The organism is Gilliamella sp. Choc5-1 (assembly GCF_001690595.1).
GTDB classification, from domain to species: Bacteria; Pseudomonadota; Gammaproteobacteria; order Enterobacterales; family Orbaceae; genus Gilliamella; species Gilliamella apicola_M.
This window is the reverse complement of the sequence record NZ_LZHH01000054.1, coordinates 1-18,217: the sequence shown is the minus strand read 5'-3', so window position 1 is coordinate 18,217 and position 18,217 is coordinate 1. Positions and strand designations below refer to the sequence as shown.

Below are 18,217 nucleotides of genomic sequence, written 5' to 3'. Positions count from 1 at the left end.
TAAATCAAAAGGCTTATATATGATGATATAAGCCTTTTTGATTTTGAATTTGCAAAAATATAAGGAGGGTCAATGGATAACATAGCTTGGCAAGATATAAGAAAAGTAATTTTAGATTTTCTGCAAAAACGGCTTGCCAATAATAGTAATTATAAAACTGAAACGTCTAAGCTAGAAAAAGCAAAAGAGTTAGGCGATCAGGTCGCAGTGAATGAAGTTCAGCAAAAATTAGATGAATTAGCCAAGCGATTTGAATTTGAAACGTGGATGGAAGATGCGGCAACAAGAAGAATATTTTGGATTTCTTTATGTCATTTTACTTCGAAAGAGGTACATTCTTCAAGTTCTGGAGATAATATCAATTATTCAACACAAACTAAACCAATTAATAAGCACTACGTATCGTCGGCTACCCCATTAACGCTTTCATTAAATTGTTCGGGAAATGCGGCTGCTCTTGATGTTTTTTCTTTATTAAATCAATCTATTAAAGATGATATAACATTTTTACAATTGATTATTGATGGGCATCCAGGTGTTTTACCCGCCCTTTCAGACGATCAGCAAAAAGCCTCGCTTTATTTAGCTAATTTTAAAAAAGCGATCTTTAATGATTTTGACAAACCTAAAGCCTCGGAATTGAATAAGCAATTATATTGGCCGAATGATGAAGAACCGTATTTGTCAAAGCAAGATAATAATTATCGATTGTTAATTCCATTACATCCTAGCTCATTGTGTAATTACTTATACGAGAAGGTGCAAACACGATTTTCAGAAGAAAATAAATATGCACGAGAATTACGTAAAAAAAAGGATGTTGAGCATCAACCTTATTTTTCTTTCCATGACTTAGCCGTAGTTAAACTGGGAGGAAGTAATCCTCAAGGTGTAAGCCAATTAACCAGTAATCAGGGTGGGCGTTATTTCTTATTACCTTCCATACCTCCTAAATTCAAAAACTCGCCGTTTCCTATGGTAGGCAAACAGCAAGAAACCATTTTTAATCATTCTTTACAAGGTTTTTGTCGATTTGGTTTTAAATTACTGTTTGATATGGTTGAAGCGCCAAAAAATATTGTAGAAGAACGAGATGATCGTAAAGATGCGTTTGCGGTGATTTTATCTTTACTACTTAAGTTTGCTCGCTATATTCAAACTACTCAACCAGCTGGTTGGAGTCGTGATTATTCACTCAATTTTGATGAAAAACTTTGGCTTGATCCACAGCGAGCCCAATTAGAGAATGAAGAGGATTTTAAAAAGCAGTATGAACAAGGTGATTGGCAACAAAGTTTAGAAAAGCGTTTTGCAACTTGGATTCAAAATGCCTTAAAAGAAAAATTTAAAAATTTTAAACAACAATTTGCTGATCCTGAATTTAGCGAATGGCGCCGTGAATTTAATGCAGCGGTAAAAGCAAGTCAACGTAAAAGGGAGGGGATCTTTTAATGGCATCATTACGTTTTTATTTATTATTTGATCATGTCAAAATTCATAATGCCAATGCGATTTCTAGCCCATTAACCTATGGATTCCCAGCTATTTCGGGGTTTTTGGGTGCTATTCATGCTTTAAGTCGTAAAATTGAATCAGAAAATCCTATTTACTTAGATGGCGTGTTAATTGCATGTCATGAATGTGATGTACAAGTTTATCGACCAAACAACTATGCGGATTATACTTTTCGATTAACACGTAATCCATTAGCTAAAAATGGTAGTACTCGTTCAATTATTGAAGAAGGGCGAGTTCATCTAGATGTTTCATTGCTTGTTGAGGTAAAAATTGAAGATCGTGAAACATTAGATGATGCAGATGAACAGCAAGCATTTATCCAACAGATGAAACAAAAACTTTACCAGCAGCGTGTTGCTGGTGGGCAGGTTGTTGATATTGAATCAGTCGCACTATATTCTGCATCAGAATCAAATAAAAACTTAATCAATGCACTATTACCCGCATTTGTTTTAGTTGAAGCACCACAAGATTTGCAAGATATTACTGCTGAATTACAGCAACAAGATCCTAATGCTACAGCGCTTGATGCCCTGATTGAAACAGCGATGTTGCATCATCATCCACAAGAAAAAGATCACTGGCAAACCACATCGGTTAAGCAAGGTCGTGGTTGGCTTGTCCCTTTACATTTGGGCTATCAAGCTATTTCACCGTTATTTTCAGCAGGTAAGGTTGAACATGCACGCAGTAATGAGCATGCCACGCAATTTGTGGAGTGTATTTATGGGCTTGGTAAATGGGTCTTTCCTTTACGCTTGAAAGAGAGTTTATCACAGGCTTTTTGGCGTTATAAATGCAGTGAATTGCAATCTAATGATGCAGAAATTTATATTATCAATCAAGAAACTAATTAAGTAAATTTAGATAATTATAGACTAAGGAATACATTATGAGTAAAGATAAAATGACAACGGCTAGCGTACTTGCTTTTGAACGTAGTTTTGATATTTCAGATGCCATTTTTTCACAGCAAAGTAGTACGGATACCAATAAATTATCCCCTGTTGTAGTTACTGAAAAATCAGTTCGAGGCACTATTTCAAATCGTCTTAAAAATGCAGTAGCAAACGATCCAACCAAATTAGATGCTGAAATACAAAAACCAAATTTACAAACAGTAGATGTCGCTTCGTTAGATGCCGATAAAGATACTTTGATCGTTACATGGAGCTGTAAAGTGTTGCCATTTTTAGGTAAACCATCAGTATGTAATGATATCGAATATCAAAAAGAACTAGAAAAAACAACGCAGGGTTATATTCAAACGCAAGGATTGACAGCACTAGCTAAGCGTTATGCTATTAATATCTTAAGTGGCCGTTGGTTATGGCGTAACCGTATGGCAGCAGAGCAAATTAGCCTTTCGATTACTCGAAAAGATGATAAAAAACCAATGATTGAAGTCAGTGATGTTAAACAATATCAACTAAACTCATTTGATTATGATGATAAATCGGTGAATGATCTTGCTACACTGATTGAAGCAGGATTATGTGGTAAAGAGTTTGTGATTTTTAACGTTGAAGCCAAACTGAAAATGGGCTTAGGTCAAGAAGTCTACCCGTCACAAGAATTAATTCTAGATACTGGCAAAACTAAAAGTAAAGTATTGTATGAGAAGAACAAACAAGCCGCCATGCATTCACAAAAAATCAGCAATGCAATTCGAACTATCGATACTTGGTATGACGATAATGCTCAATTCCCAATAGCAATAGAACCTTATGGCTCGGTGACATCAATGGGGCATGCTTTCCGACAACCAAAACAGAAATTAGACTTTTATACCTTATTTGATAATTGGGTATTAAAAGGTGAAAAACCATTGCTTGAGCAACAACATTATGTTATTGCGGTATTAATTCGTGGTGGTGTCTTTGGTGCTAGTGGCAAGGAGTAAATTATATGCACTCACACTATTTAGAGCTGCGAGCTATTTCGCAAATTGAGATAACCGAGGTGGACGTGATTAATCAAATCATGCAGTCACTGCACCAAATCTTGGTTAATCAACAAGGAAATATCGCAATTAGTTTTCCTTGTTACAATGTGCACCGAACATTAGGCGGAGTGATTCGCCTATTTGGTACCGAGCAGGAATTGCAAAAACTTAAAGCAGATATACAGCAAAAATCATCGATAAGTGATTATGCTTTATTGATGCCTATCACAACAGTACCGGCAACGATAAAAGGCTATTTGCATTTGAGTCGTGTTAATCCTAAAGGTCAGAGTGCGTTAAGACGTGCCGAAAAAAGATTAACAGCACAAGGTAAATGGACACCTGAAGTGAAAAATAAAATGGTTGAAAAGTGGGGAAGCGTTCATTTGCAATACCCACATCTTCATTTGAATAGTAAAAGTACAGGTCAAAGATTTATTTTGTGGTTAAAACAAGAAAAATGCCCAGAGCCAGTGCAAGGCACATTTAATAGCTATGGATTAAGCCAAACAGCCACTGTTCCTGATTTTTAAATCATTAACCCTTTTTTTGGGGATAATTTTAACATATTGATTATTATTGATATTAAAATAGACTCAAAAAAAGGGTAAAAATTGGGAAAAGTGCAGTATGCTCTTTTACAATAAGGCACTATTGAGATAAAATTCTACTTCAATGCCGTATTGGCAGTTTAGAAACTTTTTTAATTTATTTTGTAATTCTGATAGTTCTTCAATGCCGTATTGGCAGTTTAGAAAAAGGTGAAGTTACTGCAGAAGCTATGCAAACACTTCAATGCCGTATTGGCAGTTTAGAAATTGTATGAATCCTTTATCGAAGGCGCTTGTGACTTCAATGCCGTATAGGCAGTTTAGAAAGGCCCGCGTGGCGCGTCATGCACAAAATAGACCTTCAATGCCGTATAGGCAGTTTAGAAAAACTCAAGATGCTGCGTCCCGGATCTGTACCCCTTCAATGCCGTATAGGCAGTTTAGAAATATCGGGCGTACTAAAATATCCATTTTGCTTACTTCAATGCCGTATAGGCAGTTTAGAAAAAGCGATACCTAGCGCAATTAGTGCGTTTTTCCTTCAATGCCGTATAGGCAGTTTAGAAAAGATTTGCGCGGTGAATTCATACGTGGCTGGGCTTCAATGCCGTATAGGCAGTTTAAAAAAATAGGGCTTATCATGACAGGTATTGCTATAGCTTCAATGCCGTATAGGCAGTTTAAAAATTGCTCAGATTTAAATAGCATCATTGTTGTAATTTCAATAATCATTAAGTCCCACAATATAACCCTTTCAATGTGGTTTAACCGTATTATAAAAGTGAATAAATCGCTTAAACTTTTGTTTTCTTTTTTGAATATTTGTTGATTATGCTAGATTTCAATGAAAGAGTGTATCGCTCTTTTGGGCTTTTTTAATCTTGAAACGGTATAGAATCCTGAATATTTTTTACAAAAATATAACCTAAAAAGTAAACAGTTCAACTTTAGCTAAATTTTTAATTCCATAACGGTTGGCCTTATAATATTTGCCCTGGTTAAGGGGGAGGGCAGCTTTAATCGGGCTTTTTTTAGCACGTTATAAATGGTCAAACAACTGATCATAAAACGTTTAGCTAAATTAGTGATGGTGAGTTTTGTTTATGATATCAGTGCCATATCTCTTGTCTGTGATATGGCGTTAGTTTGCTTTTTTATGGATATTTATTATCGTAGTGTCTTAAATTACTGTAAAAAAAGAAAATAATTACTACACATTATTAGCATAATAAGATCACTATTCAGCCCCAATTTGCGTACTCACTTTTATCTCTCTGTTATCGGTAATTTCTAAATTCGATAGCACCGCTAATTGAGGAAAGTTAGGTCTTAAAAATTGTGAAAGCATTGGCCTTAATGTATGGTTTACTAATAATACAGGTGGTGCACCAATAGCTTCTTGTTGATTAAGCGCTATTTGTAGTTGCTCAATAATATGTTCAGCAAGCCCTGGTTCAAAATTGCTAGTATTTTGCAGTGCTTGTAATAATAAACGTTCTAAGTTGATATTTAACCCTATTACATTGATTGGGTCTGTACCTGGGAACCATTGTTGTGTGATTACTCTACCTAATGCGATTCTTACTATACTAAGTAATTGATAAACATCATTTTGAATTGGTGAATGTTCACAGATGGTTTCAATGATGGTTCGCATATCACGAATTGAAACCTTTTCTGCGATCAAGTTTTGCAGTATTTTATGGAAAGTGGTTAATGTTACAACATTAGGAATAAAATCTTCTACTAATTTGGGAATCTCTTGTTTTATTCTGTCTAATAGCTCTTGGGTTTCTAATCGACCTAATAAATCGCTAGCAAACTGTTGTAGTAAATGATTAAAATGAGTAGCAATCATGGTGCTTGTATCAACAACGGTATACCCCAATATTTGCGCATTTTCTTTATTGCTTTCATCTATCCAAACTGCAGGTAATCCAAAGGCAGGTTCGGTTGTTGGAATGCCCTCAATGGTTTCAGTTACATTACCGGGGTTAATAGCTAACCATTTATTATTAACAATTTCACCTTTGCCAATTTCACCACCTTTTATAAATATCTTATATTGATAAGGTGCTAATGAAAGATTATCTCTTATATGAACTTGAGGTGGTAAAAAACCCAGTGTTTGAGCAAATTTTTTGCGTAAACTACGAATTCGCCCTAACAACTCACCATTTTGAGTTTGATCTACCATGGGAATTAATCCATAACCAACTTCCATTGCCAATATATCTTCAATATTAACATCTGACCATGTTGCTTCAATGTTGGCTGGCGTGGTTGCCTGTACTTCTTTAGTTTTATTTGTGATTTGTGGTTCAGTTTTTTTCTGTTTTATTAGCCACCAAGCGATAATAGATAAAAAAGCAGTAAATAATAAAAATACAAGATTCGGCATTCCTGGAATTAGCCCTAATAAGCCAATCACTACTGCAGTTAAAATAAGGACTTGTGGATTATTAAATAGCTGCTTGAGCATCTGTTCGCTGACATTTTCTTGCGATGTGACTCGTGTAACAATAACACCAGCTGCGGTTGAAATAATGAGTGATGGTATTTGTGCAACTAAACCATCCCCAATGGTGAGTAAAACATAAGTCTTGCTAGCATCTGAAAATGGCATACCGTGTTGAACCATACCAACTAGTAAGCCTCCGATAATGGTAATTGCCATTATTAGTAATCCAGCAATGGCATCACCGCGTACAAATTTACTTGCCCCATCCATTGAACCGTAAAAATCAGCCTCTTGCGTAACTTCGGCACGGCGTGCTTTGGCTTCATCTTCTCCAATTAGACCTGCGTTAAGATCAGCATCAATTGCCATTTGTTTACCTGGCATACCGTCTAATGCAAAGCGTGCGCCCACTTCGGCGATTCTTCCTGCTCCTTTAGTAATAACCATAAAGTTAATAATGACCAAAATAATAAACACCACAAGACCGATAGCAAAGTTACCCCCTACTAAAAAGTGGCCAAAGGCTTCAATAACGCGCCCCGCAGCAGCACTACCTGTATGTCCTTTTAATAACACAACTCGCGTTGAAGCTACATTTAATGATAGCCGTAATAAAGTGGCAAAAAGTAAAATAGTTGGAAATGCAGCAAAATCAAGCACACGTTTAGTAAACAATGCGACTATCAAGATAATAATTGATAACGTAATATTAAATGTAAAAAATAGGTCCAAAATAAATGCAGGCAGGGGTAATACCATCATCGAAAGAATCAATAAAATTAGCAAAGGACCAGCTAAGATTTGATAACGACCATTTTTTGTATTATTTGATAATAAATTAAGTAGTTTAGATTTAATCATAAGACTAGGTATTACCTTTATTTATTTACGGATAGTGATTCAGGTATGGGTAAATTATTTGGCGCTATTGGTTTATCGCCACCATATTTATACCAATGTTTCAATTGATAAACCCACGCTAGAATTTGGGCAACCGCGGTATATAATTCGGTTGGTATTGTTTCGCCTATTTCACCATGACGGTATAAAGCACGGGCAAGCGGTGGAGCTTCTAACTGGGGGATATTATGTTCATTAGCAATTTCTTTGATGCGTAACGCAATTTTATTTGTTCCTTTCGCTAATAATTTTGGAGCAATCATTGTTTTTTCATCATATTGCAGAGCGACGGCATAATGCGTTGGGTTAGTAATAATCACATTGGCTTTAGGTACATCTTTCATCATACGGCGTCTAGCAATAGTCTGTTGCATTTGACGAATACGCCCTTTGATTTGTGGGTTTCCCTCTTGTTCTTTAAATTCATCTTTAATTTCTTGTTTTGACATTTTCAGTTTCTTTAAATTACTCCATATTTGATAGAAAATATCAAAACCAACCATGGGTATTAAAGATATAACACTAAAAATTCCACAAAGAATCACTAGCTGTATTGCTTTAGTTAATGCGCTATTTAAATGCATATTGGGTAACGAAAGCATGTAAGGGAAATGGTGCATTACAAACAATGTTGAAGCTATAGAAATAAAAATAACTTTAAGTATGCTTTTTAGTAATTCAGAAAAAACTCTAATACTAAATATTCTACCAAATCCAGATATCGGATTTAGTTTTTGAAAATTAGGCTTAATTGATTGCAGGCTAAATAGTAAACCGCCAACACAAAGTGGTGCAAATATAGCAATAATAACTAGACCAAAAAAAATGGATACAATTGCCCAAAAACCATGGATTAATAAGTTAACTAAATTAAAGACCATTAATCTGTCATCAGTTTTATACGAAACCTTGATTGCAGTTTTTATCATTGTGATTAATTGGTTAACTAAATGTGATCCCATTACCCCAAATAAAGAGATACCTATTAACAATATTAACAAAGAAGTTAATTCTCGAGATCTGGGGATCTGTCCCTTTTCTCTAGCCTTTTTTATTTTGCTATCGGTAGGTTGTTCACTTTTATCTAGATCATTATCGCTAGCCATGATGACATTAAATAAAATTTCATAGTTTGATTAAAATTTACAATGCTAACAGTATGAACTAATTACTAACAAGTTATTGGCTTAATAAGAGGGTATTTTTGTGGGTATTTATCGAGTTTGCCATTAATAACATCAACAAATATCAATTCTCCTTAAACTTTAGCTCGTTTTGATGAGATAACATCTGTTTGTTGATAGCCATGATTAGTATAAACTGCTGGGCTATTCATCTTTTTAAGATAATTGATCGATTGTTGGGTTATATTCATGCGATTTTGAATGATTACTCCGTTATCACGATTTATCTTTGACAATAATACCGTTGTATTAGTAATTGATTGCCAATGTTCTGCAATTGTTGGACTTTCTTCATAAGGTGGTTGAATATTAAATTGTTTACTTAATTTTATACGCTTTTCATCTAGTAACTTTAACTCAATCAGGAGTTGGCTTTTTTTATTAATAATTTCATTTAATTGATTGGTTAAGCTATTTTCAATTAATAACTTTTGCTCGGTTTGCAAAATTCCTGAAAGTGTTTGTAGCATTTCTGTTATTTTATTTAGGGTATCATTGAGTTCTATCATTTTGTATTCCTATAATTGTCTTATTTTCAAACACGTTGTTGTAATTGTTTAATTAATTTATCTGCAATTTTATGTGTATCAATAGTCAATGTACCATTAGTAATGGCTTGTTTTATTTTTTCAATTTTTTCGATATCAATATCTTGGTCAGTTGAATGCAAAAGATCCATCGAATTTTGAGTTATGCTTACATTAGTACTCACATTCTCACTGTTTTTTGCTTGTACAGATACCGTTTCACTTTTATGTTGCTCATTGACAACACCACGCTTAAGTAGTCCTGATATGGTTGTAACGGATTTTGTTGCATCTATACTCATAAAATACCTTTAATCAAATTGACGATTTAAGTGATTTGTTTAGTTTTATTATCGGCAATAATAAAAAAATCATTAATATTATTTGTTGAAAATAATTACTCCTTGGTGAGTAAGTGTTCCTTCAACAACCTTATTAGAATTTAGCTTAACTCTAATTTTATCATTTAACGCAGCATTACTGAGGCTTTTACCACTTGTTGACACTTCATAACCCTCGCCATAAATTATTACTTTAATTATTTGACCTGCTTTTACTAGCCAGCTATTTTGAAGCATTGTTGTTTTTATTGGCTCGTCCTGATTGATATTACGCAAAGCGATACGATTAAGCACATCAACTTCATTTAAAATAACCGAAGAAGGTAATTTATCTAGCCGACCTGATTGTATGCGAATATGATCTTTATCTATTACCGCTCCTGCATTTATTGTTTTTTTAGCAACAATATAGTTACCCACTGCAGCAACATGAATTTGGATAAATTTTTTCTTATTATCACATTGTGCACTAATAGTTATGTTACCCAACAATTTTTTTTTATCTAATAATGAAAGTATTGGTGTATTGCAATCCAATTTAGGTTTAGTGGTAAGATATGTAATTACAATCTCATCAGGTTTATAGCTAAATTGTTGTGATAGCAAATTATTAATCTGTTTATCAAGTGAATTAGCAAAAACTGTATTCGAACTAAATAGTATAAAAATAGCGAACATTAATTTTTTAATTTTAATCATATTTACTTGTTTTGAATTATTCATAAACTGATTTTACTTTATCACTGCATCAAATGAATCTTGAAATAAGGGCAATTTTTATCGTTATTTGCTCAATGACTTTTTTTTTATTCGCTTAAAATCCTCATTATCAAAAAAAGTGAGATGATTTTATGTTTGATAAATTAGATACATTTGTTAATTTTCATCAGCAAGCATTAAATATAAGAGAAAAACGGCAAAATATATTAGCTGCAAATATTGCCAATAGCGATACGCCTAACTATCAGGCTCGAGATATTGATTTTAACGCTGAACTCATTAAGGCGCTTAACAACCAGAGCAATATTAATCATTTCAACCTAAATACAACCGCATGTAATCATATCCAAGGAGCGGTATCACCTAAGCCTAATCAAAATTTGCTTTATCGAATCCCTTATCAGGCATCGGCTGATGGTAATACTGTCGAAATGGATCAAGAGCGCACTATTTTTATTGATAATAGTATCCACTACCAAAGCAATTTAACGTTTTTAAGTGAACAGTTTAAAAATGTTATGTCAGTATTACAAAAAGGATAATCATGATGAGCTTTTCTATTTTTGCAATATCTGGGTCAGCATTAATGGCACAAACCCAACGAATGAATGTTAGTGCTAGTAATTTAGCCAATGCTGATAGTGTAACAAGTACATCAGGTCAGGCTTATCGTGCCAAGCAAGTTGTTTTTCAAGTAGATAACCAAGGTTTCCCTAGTAATAGTATTGCAGGGGTTAAAGTGTCGCAGGTTATTGAAGACCCAACACCAATGAATTTAGTTTATGAACCTAATCACCCTTTAGCCGACTCAAAAGGCTATATTCAAAAACCAAATGTCGATGCGGTTGCCGAAATGGTTAATACCATTTCAGCATCACGAAGTTATCAAGCAAATATTGAAGTCATTAATACCGCAAAAACGTTAATGCTAAAAACATTGACATTAGGACAATAACAAGGAGTTACCGATGGGCGTATCGAATGTACTGGTTTCAGAATCTTCAGGTGTAAAAAGTCCTCAAGCAAAACAAAAAAATACGTCTGATGGTAACTCTAGTAAAGAGTTGCAGGATAATTTTTTAACGTTATTAATTGCACAAATGAAAAACCAAGATCCAACAAACCCAATGGATAATAGTCAGTTAACCTCGCAACTTGCTCAGATTAATACGTTAGCAGGAATCGAAAGGCTTAATACCTCATTAGGCATCGTTTCGGGGCAGATTGACGATAGCTTATCGGTTAATGCCAGCAATATGATTGGTAAAGGGGTTATGGTCCCAGGTAATAAAATTTTAGTAGCTACCTCGGATCCTAATGATATCAATACATTTGATGATACAAAGCCAGATAAAGAAACTATCACAACGCCTTTTGGTTTTGAATTAATGCGTGATGCAGATTCAGTAGTTATAACCATTCAAGATGAAAAAGGCAATGTGGTTCGTGAAGTCGATTTAGGTGCTATTCCTGCTGGGGTCAGCTCTTTTACTTGGGATGGCATTTTAAATGATGGAACAATTGCGCCTGATGGGAGTTATACCTTTTCGGTCAATGCAACTAATGATGGGCAAAAAGTATCCTCTACACCATTATCTTATTCAGTTGTGTATGGCGTAATTAACAGCAAGGTTAACAATAAAGTATTACTCGATTTAGGTATTCTTGGTTCTATTAGTATTGACGAAGTTCGTCAAATTCTTTAAAGGAGATGAAGTTCTATGGGATTTTCTCAAGCAGTAAGTGGCATGAATGCTGCATCAAAACAATTAGATGTTATTGGTAATAACATCGCTAACTCAGCAACAGTCGGTTTTAAAAGCGCAAGTATCTCGTTTGCTGATATTTATGCCGGTTCAAAAGTTGGAATGGGCGTAAAAGTCGCTAGTGTGATGCAAAATTTCAATGATGGCACAGCAACAACGACCAATAACAGCTTAGATGTTGCGATTTCAGGAAATGGCTTTTTTCGCTTAGTCGATAGTAATGGTCAAATTTACTATACCCGTAATGGGCAATTTCAATTGGATGCCGAACGAAATATTGTGTCTACTGATGGCTTACAACTGACGGGGTATCTTGCAACAGGAATGCCACCAAAAGTGCAGCAAGGCGCAGCGCCAGGGCCATTAAAAATTTCGCAAGAAATGTTAAATGCATCGGCTACAACAAAAGCTTCTTTGCAAACTAATTTAAATTCAAATAGCAAGGTGCCAACAAAACAACCAGTTAACGCACTTGATGCTGATACGTTCAATTACTCTACAACCATTACCACTTATGATTCTTTGGGTAATCAACGTAATGTTCAACTTTTTTATGTAAAAACGGCGGATAACCAATGGGATGTTCATTACCTTGATAGTAGTGATCCTAATGCAACTTTACAAAGAATTGGGCAAATGGAATTTGATTCTTCTGGTAAATTAATCAGCGATCCTGAAATGACCATCAATATTAATGGGATAAATGGATCTGCTGATAATAGCTTTACTTTATCATTAGCCAAAAGTTCTCAACAAAATATGGGTAAAGAAGTCGGTAGCATAAAAACTCCAATAGTTGATGGCTACGCGCCGGGTGATTTAGTTGGCTATAGTATTAATGATGATGGTTCGATTTATGGTGTTTATTCAAATCAGCAAACAATGTTATTAGGTCAAATTGCCATGGCTGATTTTGCTAATGTTAACGGCTTAGAATCAGCAGGTAACAATAACTGGCGATCAACAACTAACTCGGGTGCCGAAGTTTTAGGCGCAGCAAATTCTGGCACATTTGGCTCATTAACCAGTGGTGCGGTTGAATCATCAAATGTTGATATGAGCCAAGAATTAGTGAATATGATTGTTGCTCAGCGTAATTACCAATCTAATTCACAAACTATTAAAACGCAGGATCAGATCCTAAATACGTTAGTTAATTTACGTTAATTAAAAGGTTATTTATGGATCGTGTAATTTATACAGCAATGTCGGCAGCAAGTCAGACGCTTAATCAACAGGCAATCACTAGCCATAACCTAGCCAATGTCTCTACAACTGGGTTTCGAGCTCAGTTAACAGCAATGAAAGCAGTACCTATTGTTGGCAGTCAAACGAAGCAGACACGAACCATGGTTACAGCAACAACGCCAATGTTTGATTCAGCAATGGGTGAATTTAATTACACAGGTAGAAATTTAGATGTTGCTTTAGCTCAAGATCATTGGTTAGCCATACAACTTCCTGATGGTAGTGAAGCTTATACGCGTAATGGCGCTATTCAAATTGACCAAAACGGCACACTCAATATTCAAGGTTACCCTTTAGTTGGTGATAATGGTGTTTTAACCGTGCCTCAACAATCGCAGGTCAGTATAAGCAGTGATGGAACGCTTTCAGCATTGGGTGCAGGCAACAAACCCACCACCATTGCCCAAGCAGGTAAAATCAAAAAAGTGCATCTTGAACGTCATGAAATTGTTCGTGGTGATAATGGCTTTTTTCAACTAACCGACGAAGCACGCAACCAACGAGGTGCTGTATTACAAGATAATCCTCAAGCGAAACTCATGTCAGGCGTATTAGAAGGCAGTAATGTCAATCCTGTTTCGACAATGGTTGATTTGATAAGTCATTCTCGACAGTTTGAAATGCAGATGAAAGAAATCATGACGGCTGATGAAAATGCACAAAAAGCGAATCAAATTTTATCGCTAACTTAAATTTATTAATGTATTAAGGTAGGAAGAAAATGATTAAATCATTATGGATTGCAAAAACTGGCTTAACGGCACAACAAATGAATATGGATATTATCTCTAATAATTTGGCCAATGTTAGTACCAGTGGTTTTAAAAGACAAAGAGCCGTATTTGAAGATTTATTGTATCAAACGGTTCGTCAACCTGGTGCACAATCTTCAGAGCAAACAACTTTACCATCTGGTTTGCAAATTGGTACTGGCGTTCGCCCTGTTGCAACAGAGCGTTTACATAGCCAAGGAAATTTAGAAGCCACTGATAATAGTAGTGATATTGCGATTAATGGTCAGGGATTCTTTCAGGTTTTATTACCTGATGGAACACAAGCTTATACTCGTAATGGTTCGTTTCAAGTTAACCAAAATGGTCAATTAGTTACGGCTGCAGGCTATGAAATTCAGCCCACCATTACAATTCCCTCTAATGCAACAAAAATGACGGTAGCGCGCGATGGTGTAGTAAATGTGACGTTAGCTAATCAATCAACACAAGTGCAAGTTGGGCAATTAACGTTACATACATTCATGAATGATACTGGGCTTGAAAGCATTGGTGAAAACCTGTATTTAGAAACCGAAAGCTCAGGAACATCGACCGAAAATACCCCAGGATTAAATGGTGCTGGATTGTTATATCAAGGCTACACTGAAACCTCTAATGTCAACGTTGCTGAGGAGCTAGTTAATATGATTCAAGTCCAACGGGCTTATGAAATTAATAGTAAAGCCATTTCGGCATCTGATCAAATGTTACAGCGTTTAAATCAGTTATAAACATTAGCCATATGATAAACAAAATGAGATATTTTTATATTTTAATTGCTTTCTTTTTGTTTAGCTGTACACAGTTGCCTAAAAAAGCATTAGTTGAAGGCGAAACTAGCATAGTGCCACAAATGCCCGAAATTGTGAACACCAGTGGATCGATTTATCAAGCTGCTCAACCTAGCAGCTTTGGTTATCAACCGATGTTTGAAGATCGTCGCCCTCGTCATGTAGGAGATGTGTTAACTATTGTTCTGCAAGAAAACGTTAGCGCCAGTAAAAGTTCATCTATTAATGCGGGGCGTAATGGCTCGGTAAATTTAGGGGTAAAAAAAATCCCCACTTTTTTAGATGGATTAGTTGGTCGAGGCAAAGCCGAAACTGATCTTTCTGGAAGCAATGACTTTAAAGGTTCAGGTGGCGCAAACGCTAAAAATACATTTAGCGGCACCATCACGGTTACCGTTCAAGATGTCATGATTAATGGTAATTTAAAAGTAATTGGTGAAAAACAGATTGCGATTAATCAAGGTACCGAATTTATCCGCTTTTCGGGGGTGGTTAACCCAAGAACCATAAGCGGTAATAACACCGTTATATCAACACAAGTTGCCGATGCTCGCATTGAATATGTTGGCAATGGCTATATTGACGAAGCACAAACAATGGGCTGGTTACAGCGTCTATTTTTAAATCTTTCACCATTTTAACGAGTCTGATTATGATAAAAAAACTGCGTTCCTTTTTTAGTGTTATCTTTATGATGATATTGGTCATACCGAATGGACATGCTGAACGTATACGTGATCTAGTCACTATTCAAGGTGTAAGAGAAAACGCATTAGTTGGCTATGGCATTGTTGTGGGTCTTGATGGAACTGGCGATCAAACATCACAAACCCCCTTCACCATTCAAAGCATCACCAACATGTTATCTCAACTAGGTATTACCGTGCCATCAGGAAGCAATATGCAACTGAAAAATGTTGCTGCGGTAATGGTGACAGCTAAATTACCCTCTTATTCACGAGTTGGACAAAAAATTGATGTCGTCGTATCTTCACTAGGTAATGCTAAAAGTTTACGAGGTGGCACATTAATCATGACGCCATTAAAAGGCGCTGATAATCAAGTCTATGCCATTGCTCAAGGTAATCTTTTTGTTGGAGGAATGGGCGCAAGCAATAAAGGAAGCAGTGTTAGTATTAACCAAATGGCAGGGGCTTCAATTCCTAATGGTGCAACAATTGAACGCGAGCTAGAAATCAACCTAAATGAACAAAATGTTATCCATTTACACCTTAACGAATTTGATTTTACTCGAGCGTTAAAAATTTCGGACGCAATTAACAGACTACAAAAAAATATCGCTGTCGCATTAGATGGCACAACAATCGCTTTGCAAATGCCAGAAGAAAATACTGCAAGAGTAAAGCTATTATCACAAATACAAAACCTTGAAATAGCCGCAACGCCTATATCGGCAAAAGTGGTAATCAATACTCGTACTGGCGTTGTTGTGATGAACCAAAAGGTTAGGTTAGACAATTGTGCTGTGGCGCATGGTAATTTGTCGGTGGTTATTAATCGTAAACTTAATGTTAGCCAACCCAATACGCCACTTGCTGGTGGTGCGACGGTTGTCACACCTGAAAATCAAATCAGTGTAGAGCAAGAAGGTGGCGCACTACATAATCTAGCATCAGGTGCAGATTTAAATCATGTAATTAATTCACTCAATGTGCTCGGTGCTAATCCAACCGAATTAATGTCGATACTTGAAGCGCTAAAAACCGCAGGTTGCTTACATGCAGCTTTAGAAACAATTTAGCTTATTTGTCATTACATGGCTTATGAGTAATATAAATTAGGCATGATAAAAAAGAAAATACATTATGAATAATAAAATAAGTCAATCTTTAAATCATTTTGCTTATGATTTTTCTGGTCTTAATCAATTAAAACGCAATGTTGCAAATGGCTCGTCAGGAAGCATTCGGCAAGTTGCCGAGCAGTTTGAAACGTTATTTATCAATATGATGATGCAGTCAATGCGCAAAGCAATGCCAGAAAGTGGTTTATTTAATCATTCCGCTACACAACTGTTTACTTCAATGTTTGATCAGCAAATTGCACAGCAAGCAGCAGGCAAAGGATTTGGACTGGCTGATATCATTACTAAACAATTAAGTCATCATGCATCGCCATCAACCAAGGTAAATTTACAATCAAATACCAATAATGCCCCGCAAAATCTTCGGTTAGCGCAGTCTTTATTTAGTGATATATCATCTAATATATCGCCTCAGGCATTAGGGCAAATGCTTTATCGCCAGCATAAGACAAATCTGGCAACTAACTCAACCAATGAATTATCGTTAAAAACACCAAGAAAAGATGGAAAAGACGAACATATTGTTAAATTTGTAACCGAATGGCTTGAACCTGCCAAGCAGGCGGCTAAACATTCAGGCATTCCTTATGAGATTATCATTGCACAAGCAGCATTAGAAACAGGCTGGGGACAAAAGCAAATAAAGACAGAAAATAATCAATCAAGTCACAATTATTTTGGAATTAAAGCGACTCGATCGTGGCAGGGAGGCTCAACGCAATTAACTACTCAAGAATTTATCAATAATAAGATGATAAAAATCAAAGACCAATTTAGAGTCTACAATAGTAAACAACATGCACTTACCGATTATATTAATTTATTAACAAATAATCCTCGTTATCGTGCTGTAGTTAATGCGCCAGACGCCAGAACGGCAGCTAAAGCATTACAAGAGGCCAATTATGCCACCGATCCAAATTACAGTGATAAACTCATTCAAATCATTGGACGTATTGAACAAATAGCCCAAAATAATCCTCCAACAAAAGTATTAGGATTTAAGCAAATTGCGTTTAATTGACAATAGAGTTATTTGCACAAGCCCTTCGCATTTATTACCGTAATTTAATAAATTACGGTAATATGCAAAAATAATTCTGTATTTTTCTATACAGCTTATCTAAACAAATATTTTAACTAAAAAAATAAAGACAGTGCCATTTTTGTCAAAAACTTTCAGGAGTGCACTACGTTTATGTAAAAAATCCTAAAAAATCATGCATAAATAAACAAGGGTAACGTTATTATTATTGCTTTTCTAACCACCATTTCACCGCCAACACAACGCGACTAAACTAACTTGAATTATTAATATTAAACAACACTATCGTTAAAAATGAGTTAAATGTTGCCCTAAAATGCGCTATGATTGGTGCTGTTTAACTTATTTAGATTATCAATCAAATAACGATATTTGGTAGCTAAGCGATATTAGATAACTATATTAGATAACTACATTCGATAGCTATATTTAATAACTAAAAGCAATAATATTAACCATTTAAATCATAACAACAAACCAAAGGTATTCCCTTTTGTTCTAATTAAATCAATAAATAAGGAAAGGAAAAAACATGGCAAGTGCGTTAGAGCGTCTTTTAGAGCAGCTTGATGACGGGATATTGGGTCATTTAAAAAAACTGAGCCATAATCGCTATACCTTA

General features: G+C 35.4%; 18 protein-coding genes and 1 CRISPR repeat array. Of the genes, 13 read left to right on the top strand and 5 right to left on the bottom strand.

Translation table 11 applies throughout. From position 1 onward, the window contains the following. Window positions 1-72: 72 nt before the first annotated feature. From csy1 to cas6f, 4 genes are read left to right on the top strand one after another with little or no spacing between them, the layout of a single operon-like run. Complete coding sequence (gene csy1 / locus A9G35_RS05115) at window positions 73-1,452, top strand: type I-F CRISPR-associated protein Csy1 (protein ID WP_065635959.1); 1,380 nt, start codon at window positions 73-75, stop codon at window positions 1,450-1,452. Then, the gene (csy2, locus tag A9G35_RS05110; protein WP_065605840.1) at window positions 1,452-2,375 is read left to right on the top strand and encodes a type I-F CRISPR-associated protein Csy2; all 924 of its coding nucleotides are present in this window, start codon (window positions 1,452-1,454) and stop codon (window positions 2,373-2,375) included. Before csy1 ends, csy2 begins: the two co-directional genes overlap by 1 nt. A gap of 35 nt (window positions 2,376-2,410) precedes the next feature. Then, a complete protein-coding gene (gene csy3, locus A9G35_RS05105) occupies window positions 2,411-3,421 on the top strand; it encodes a type I-F CRISPR-associated protein Csy3 (RefSeq protein WP_065635958.1) in 1,011 nt (336 codons plus the stop codon). 5 nt (window positions 3,422-3,426) lie between these two features. Beyond that, window positions 3,427-3,996, top strand: a complete 570-nt coding sequence (cas6f, locus tag A9G35_RS05100) for a type I-F CRISPR-associated endoribonuclease Cas6/Csy4 (RefSeq protein ID WP_065574527.1) — start codon at window positions 3,427-3,429, stop codon at window positions 3,994-3,996. A 137-nt stretch (window positions 3,997-4,133) separates the two neighbouring features. Continuing rightward, a CRISPR array of direct repeats spans window positions 4,134-4,701; the repeat unit is 28 nt; unit sequence CTTCAATGCCGTATAGGCAGTTTAGAAA. A gap of 550 nt (window positions 4,702-5,251) precedes the next feature. On the opposite strand, the gene flhA is transcribed toward cas6f, so the two are convergent. The 5 genes from flhA to flgA all read right to left on the bottom strand — a co-directional run bounded on the left by flhA (window position 5,252) and on the right by flgA (window position 10,150). Then, a complete protein-coding gene (gene flhA, locus A9G35_RS05095; protein ID WP_065635957.1) occupies window positions 5,252-7,336 on the bottom strand; it encodes a flagellar biosynthesis protein FlhA in 2,085 nt (694 codons plus the stop codon). A gap of 17 nt (window positions 7,337-7,353) precedes the next feature. Beyond that, on the bottom strand, window positions 7,354-8,481 hold the full coding sequence (gene flhB, locus A9G35_RS05090) for a flagellar biosynthesis protein FlhB (RefSeq protein WP_065635956.1): 1,128 nt from the start codon (window positions 8,479-8,481) through the stop codon (window positions 7,354-7,356). 152 nt (window positions 8,482-8,633) lie between these two features. Beyond that, window positions 8,634-9,068 carry a flagella synthesis protein FlgN gene (locus A9G35_RS05085; protein ID WP_065635955.1) on the bottom strand — a complete coding sequence of 145 codons (435 nt, stop codon included), beginning with the start codon at window positions 9,066-9,068 and terminating at the stop codon, window positions 8,634-8,636. A gap of 26 nt (window positions 9,069-9,094) precedes the next feature. After that, window positions 9,095-9,388, bottom strand: coding sequence for a flagellar biosynthesis anti-sigma factor FlgM (gene flgM / locus A9G35_RS05080; protein WP_065635954.1), 294 nt, complete (start codon window positions 9,386-9,388; stop codon window positions 9,095-9,097). Between the two features lie 78 nt (window positions 9,389-9,466). After that, complete coding sequence (gene flgA / locus A9G35_RS05075) at window positions 9,467-10,150, bottom strand: flagellar basal body P-ring formation chaperone FlgA (RefSeq protein ID WP_065635953.1); 684 nt, start codon at window positions 10,148-10,150, stop codon at window positions 9,467-9,469. A gap of 128 nt (window positions 10,151-10,278) precedes the next feature. On the opposite strand from flgA, the gene flgB reads away from it, so the two are divergent. From flgB to flgJ, 9 genes are all read left to right on the top strand, one after another. Next, complete coding sequence (flgB, locus tag A9G35_RS05070) at window positions 10,279-10,689, top strand: flagellar basal body rod protein FlgB (protein ID WP_065635952.1); 411 nt, start codon at window positions 10,279-10,281, stop codon at window positions 10,687-10,689. 2 nt (window positions 10,690-10,691) lie between these two features. Next, window positions 10,692-11,102, top strand: coding sequence for a flagellar basal body rod protein FlgC (gene flgC, locus A9G35_RS05065; RefSeq protein ID WP_065635951.1), 411 nt, complete (start codon window positions 10,692-10,694; stop codon window positions 11,100-11,102). Window positions 11,103-11,115: 13 nt separating this feature from the next. Then, on the top strand, window positions 11,116-11,853 hold the full coding sequence (locus tag A9G35_RS05060) for a flagellar hook assembly protein FlgD (protein WP_065635950.1): 738 nt from the start codon (window positions 11,116-11,118) through the stop codon (window positions 11,851-11,853). A gap of 15 nt (window positions 11,854-11,868) precedes the next feature. Beyond that, window positions 11,869-13,080, top strand: coding sequence for a flagellar hook protein FlgE (gene flgE, locus A9G35_RS05055; RefSeq protein ID WP_065635949.1), 1,212 nt, complete (start codon window positions 11,869-11,871; stop codon window positions 13,078-13,080). 14 nt (window positions 13,081-13,094) lie between these two features. Then, the gene (locus tag A9G35_RS05050) at window positions 13,095-13,853 is read left to right on the top strand and encodes a flagellar basal body rod protein FlgF (RefSeq protein WP_065635948.1); all 759 of its coding nucleotides are present in this window, start codon (window positions 13,095-13,097) and stop codon (window positions 13,851-13,853) included. Between the two features lie 29 nt (window positions 13,854-13,882). Then, window positions 13,883-14,665: a flagellar basal-body rod protein FlgG gene (gene flgG / locus A9G35_RS05045; protein ID WP_065635947.1), complete on the top strand. Its 783-nt coding sequence runs from the start codon at window positions 13,883-13,885 to the stop codon at window positions 14,663-14,665. 23 nt (window positions 14,666-14,688) lie between these two features. Beyond that, the gene (locus A9G35_RS05040; protein ID WP_065635946.1) at window positions 14,689-15,366 is read left to right on the top strand and encodes a flagellar basal body L-ring protein FlgH; all 678 of its coding nucleotides are present in this window, start codon (window positions 14,689-14,691) and stop codon (window positions 15,364-15,366) included. 50 nt (window positions 15,367-15,416) lie between these two features. Further along, window positions 15,417-16,487 (top strand): flagellar basal body P-ring protein FlgI, encoded by a 1,071-nt coding sequence (locus A9G35_RS05035; protein WP_442903171.1) that lies wholly within the window; start codon window positions 15,417-15,419, stop codon window positions 16,485-16,487. 64 nt (window positions 16,488-16,551) lie between these two features. Further along, the gene (flgJ, locus tag A9G35_RS05030) at window positions 16,552-17,574 is read left to right on the top strand and encodes a flagellar assembly peptidoglycan hydrolase FlgJ (RefSeq protein WP_065635944.1); all 1,023 of its coding nucleotides are present in this window, start codon (window positions 16,552-16,554) and stop codon (window positions 17,572-17,574) included. Window positions 17,575-18,217 lie beyond the last annotated feature (643 nt).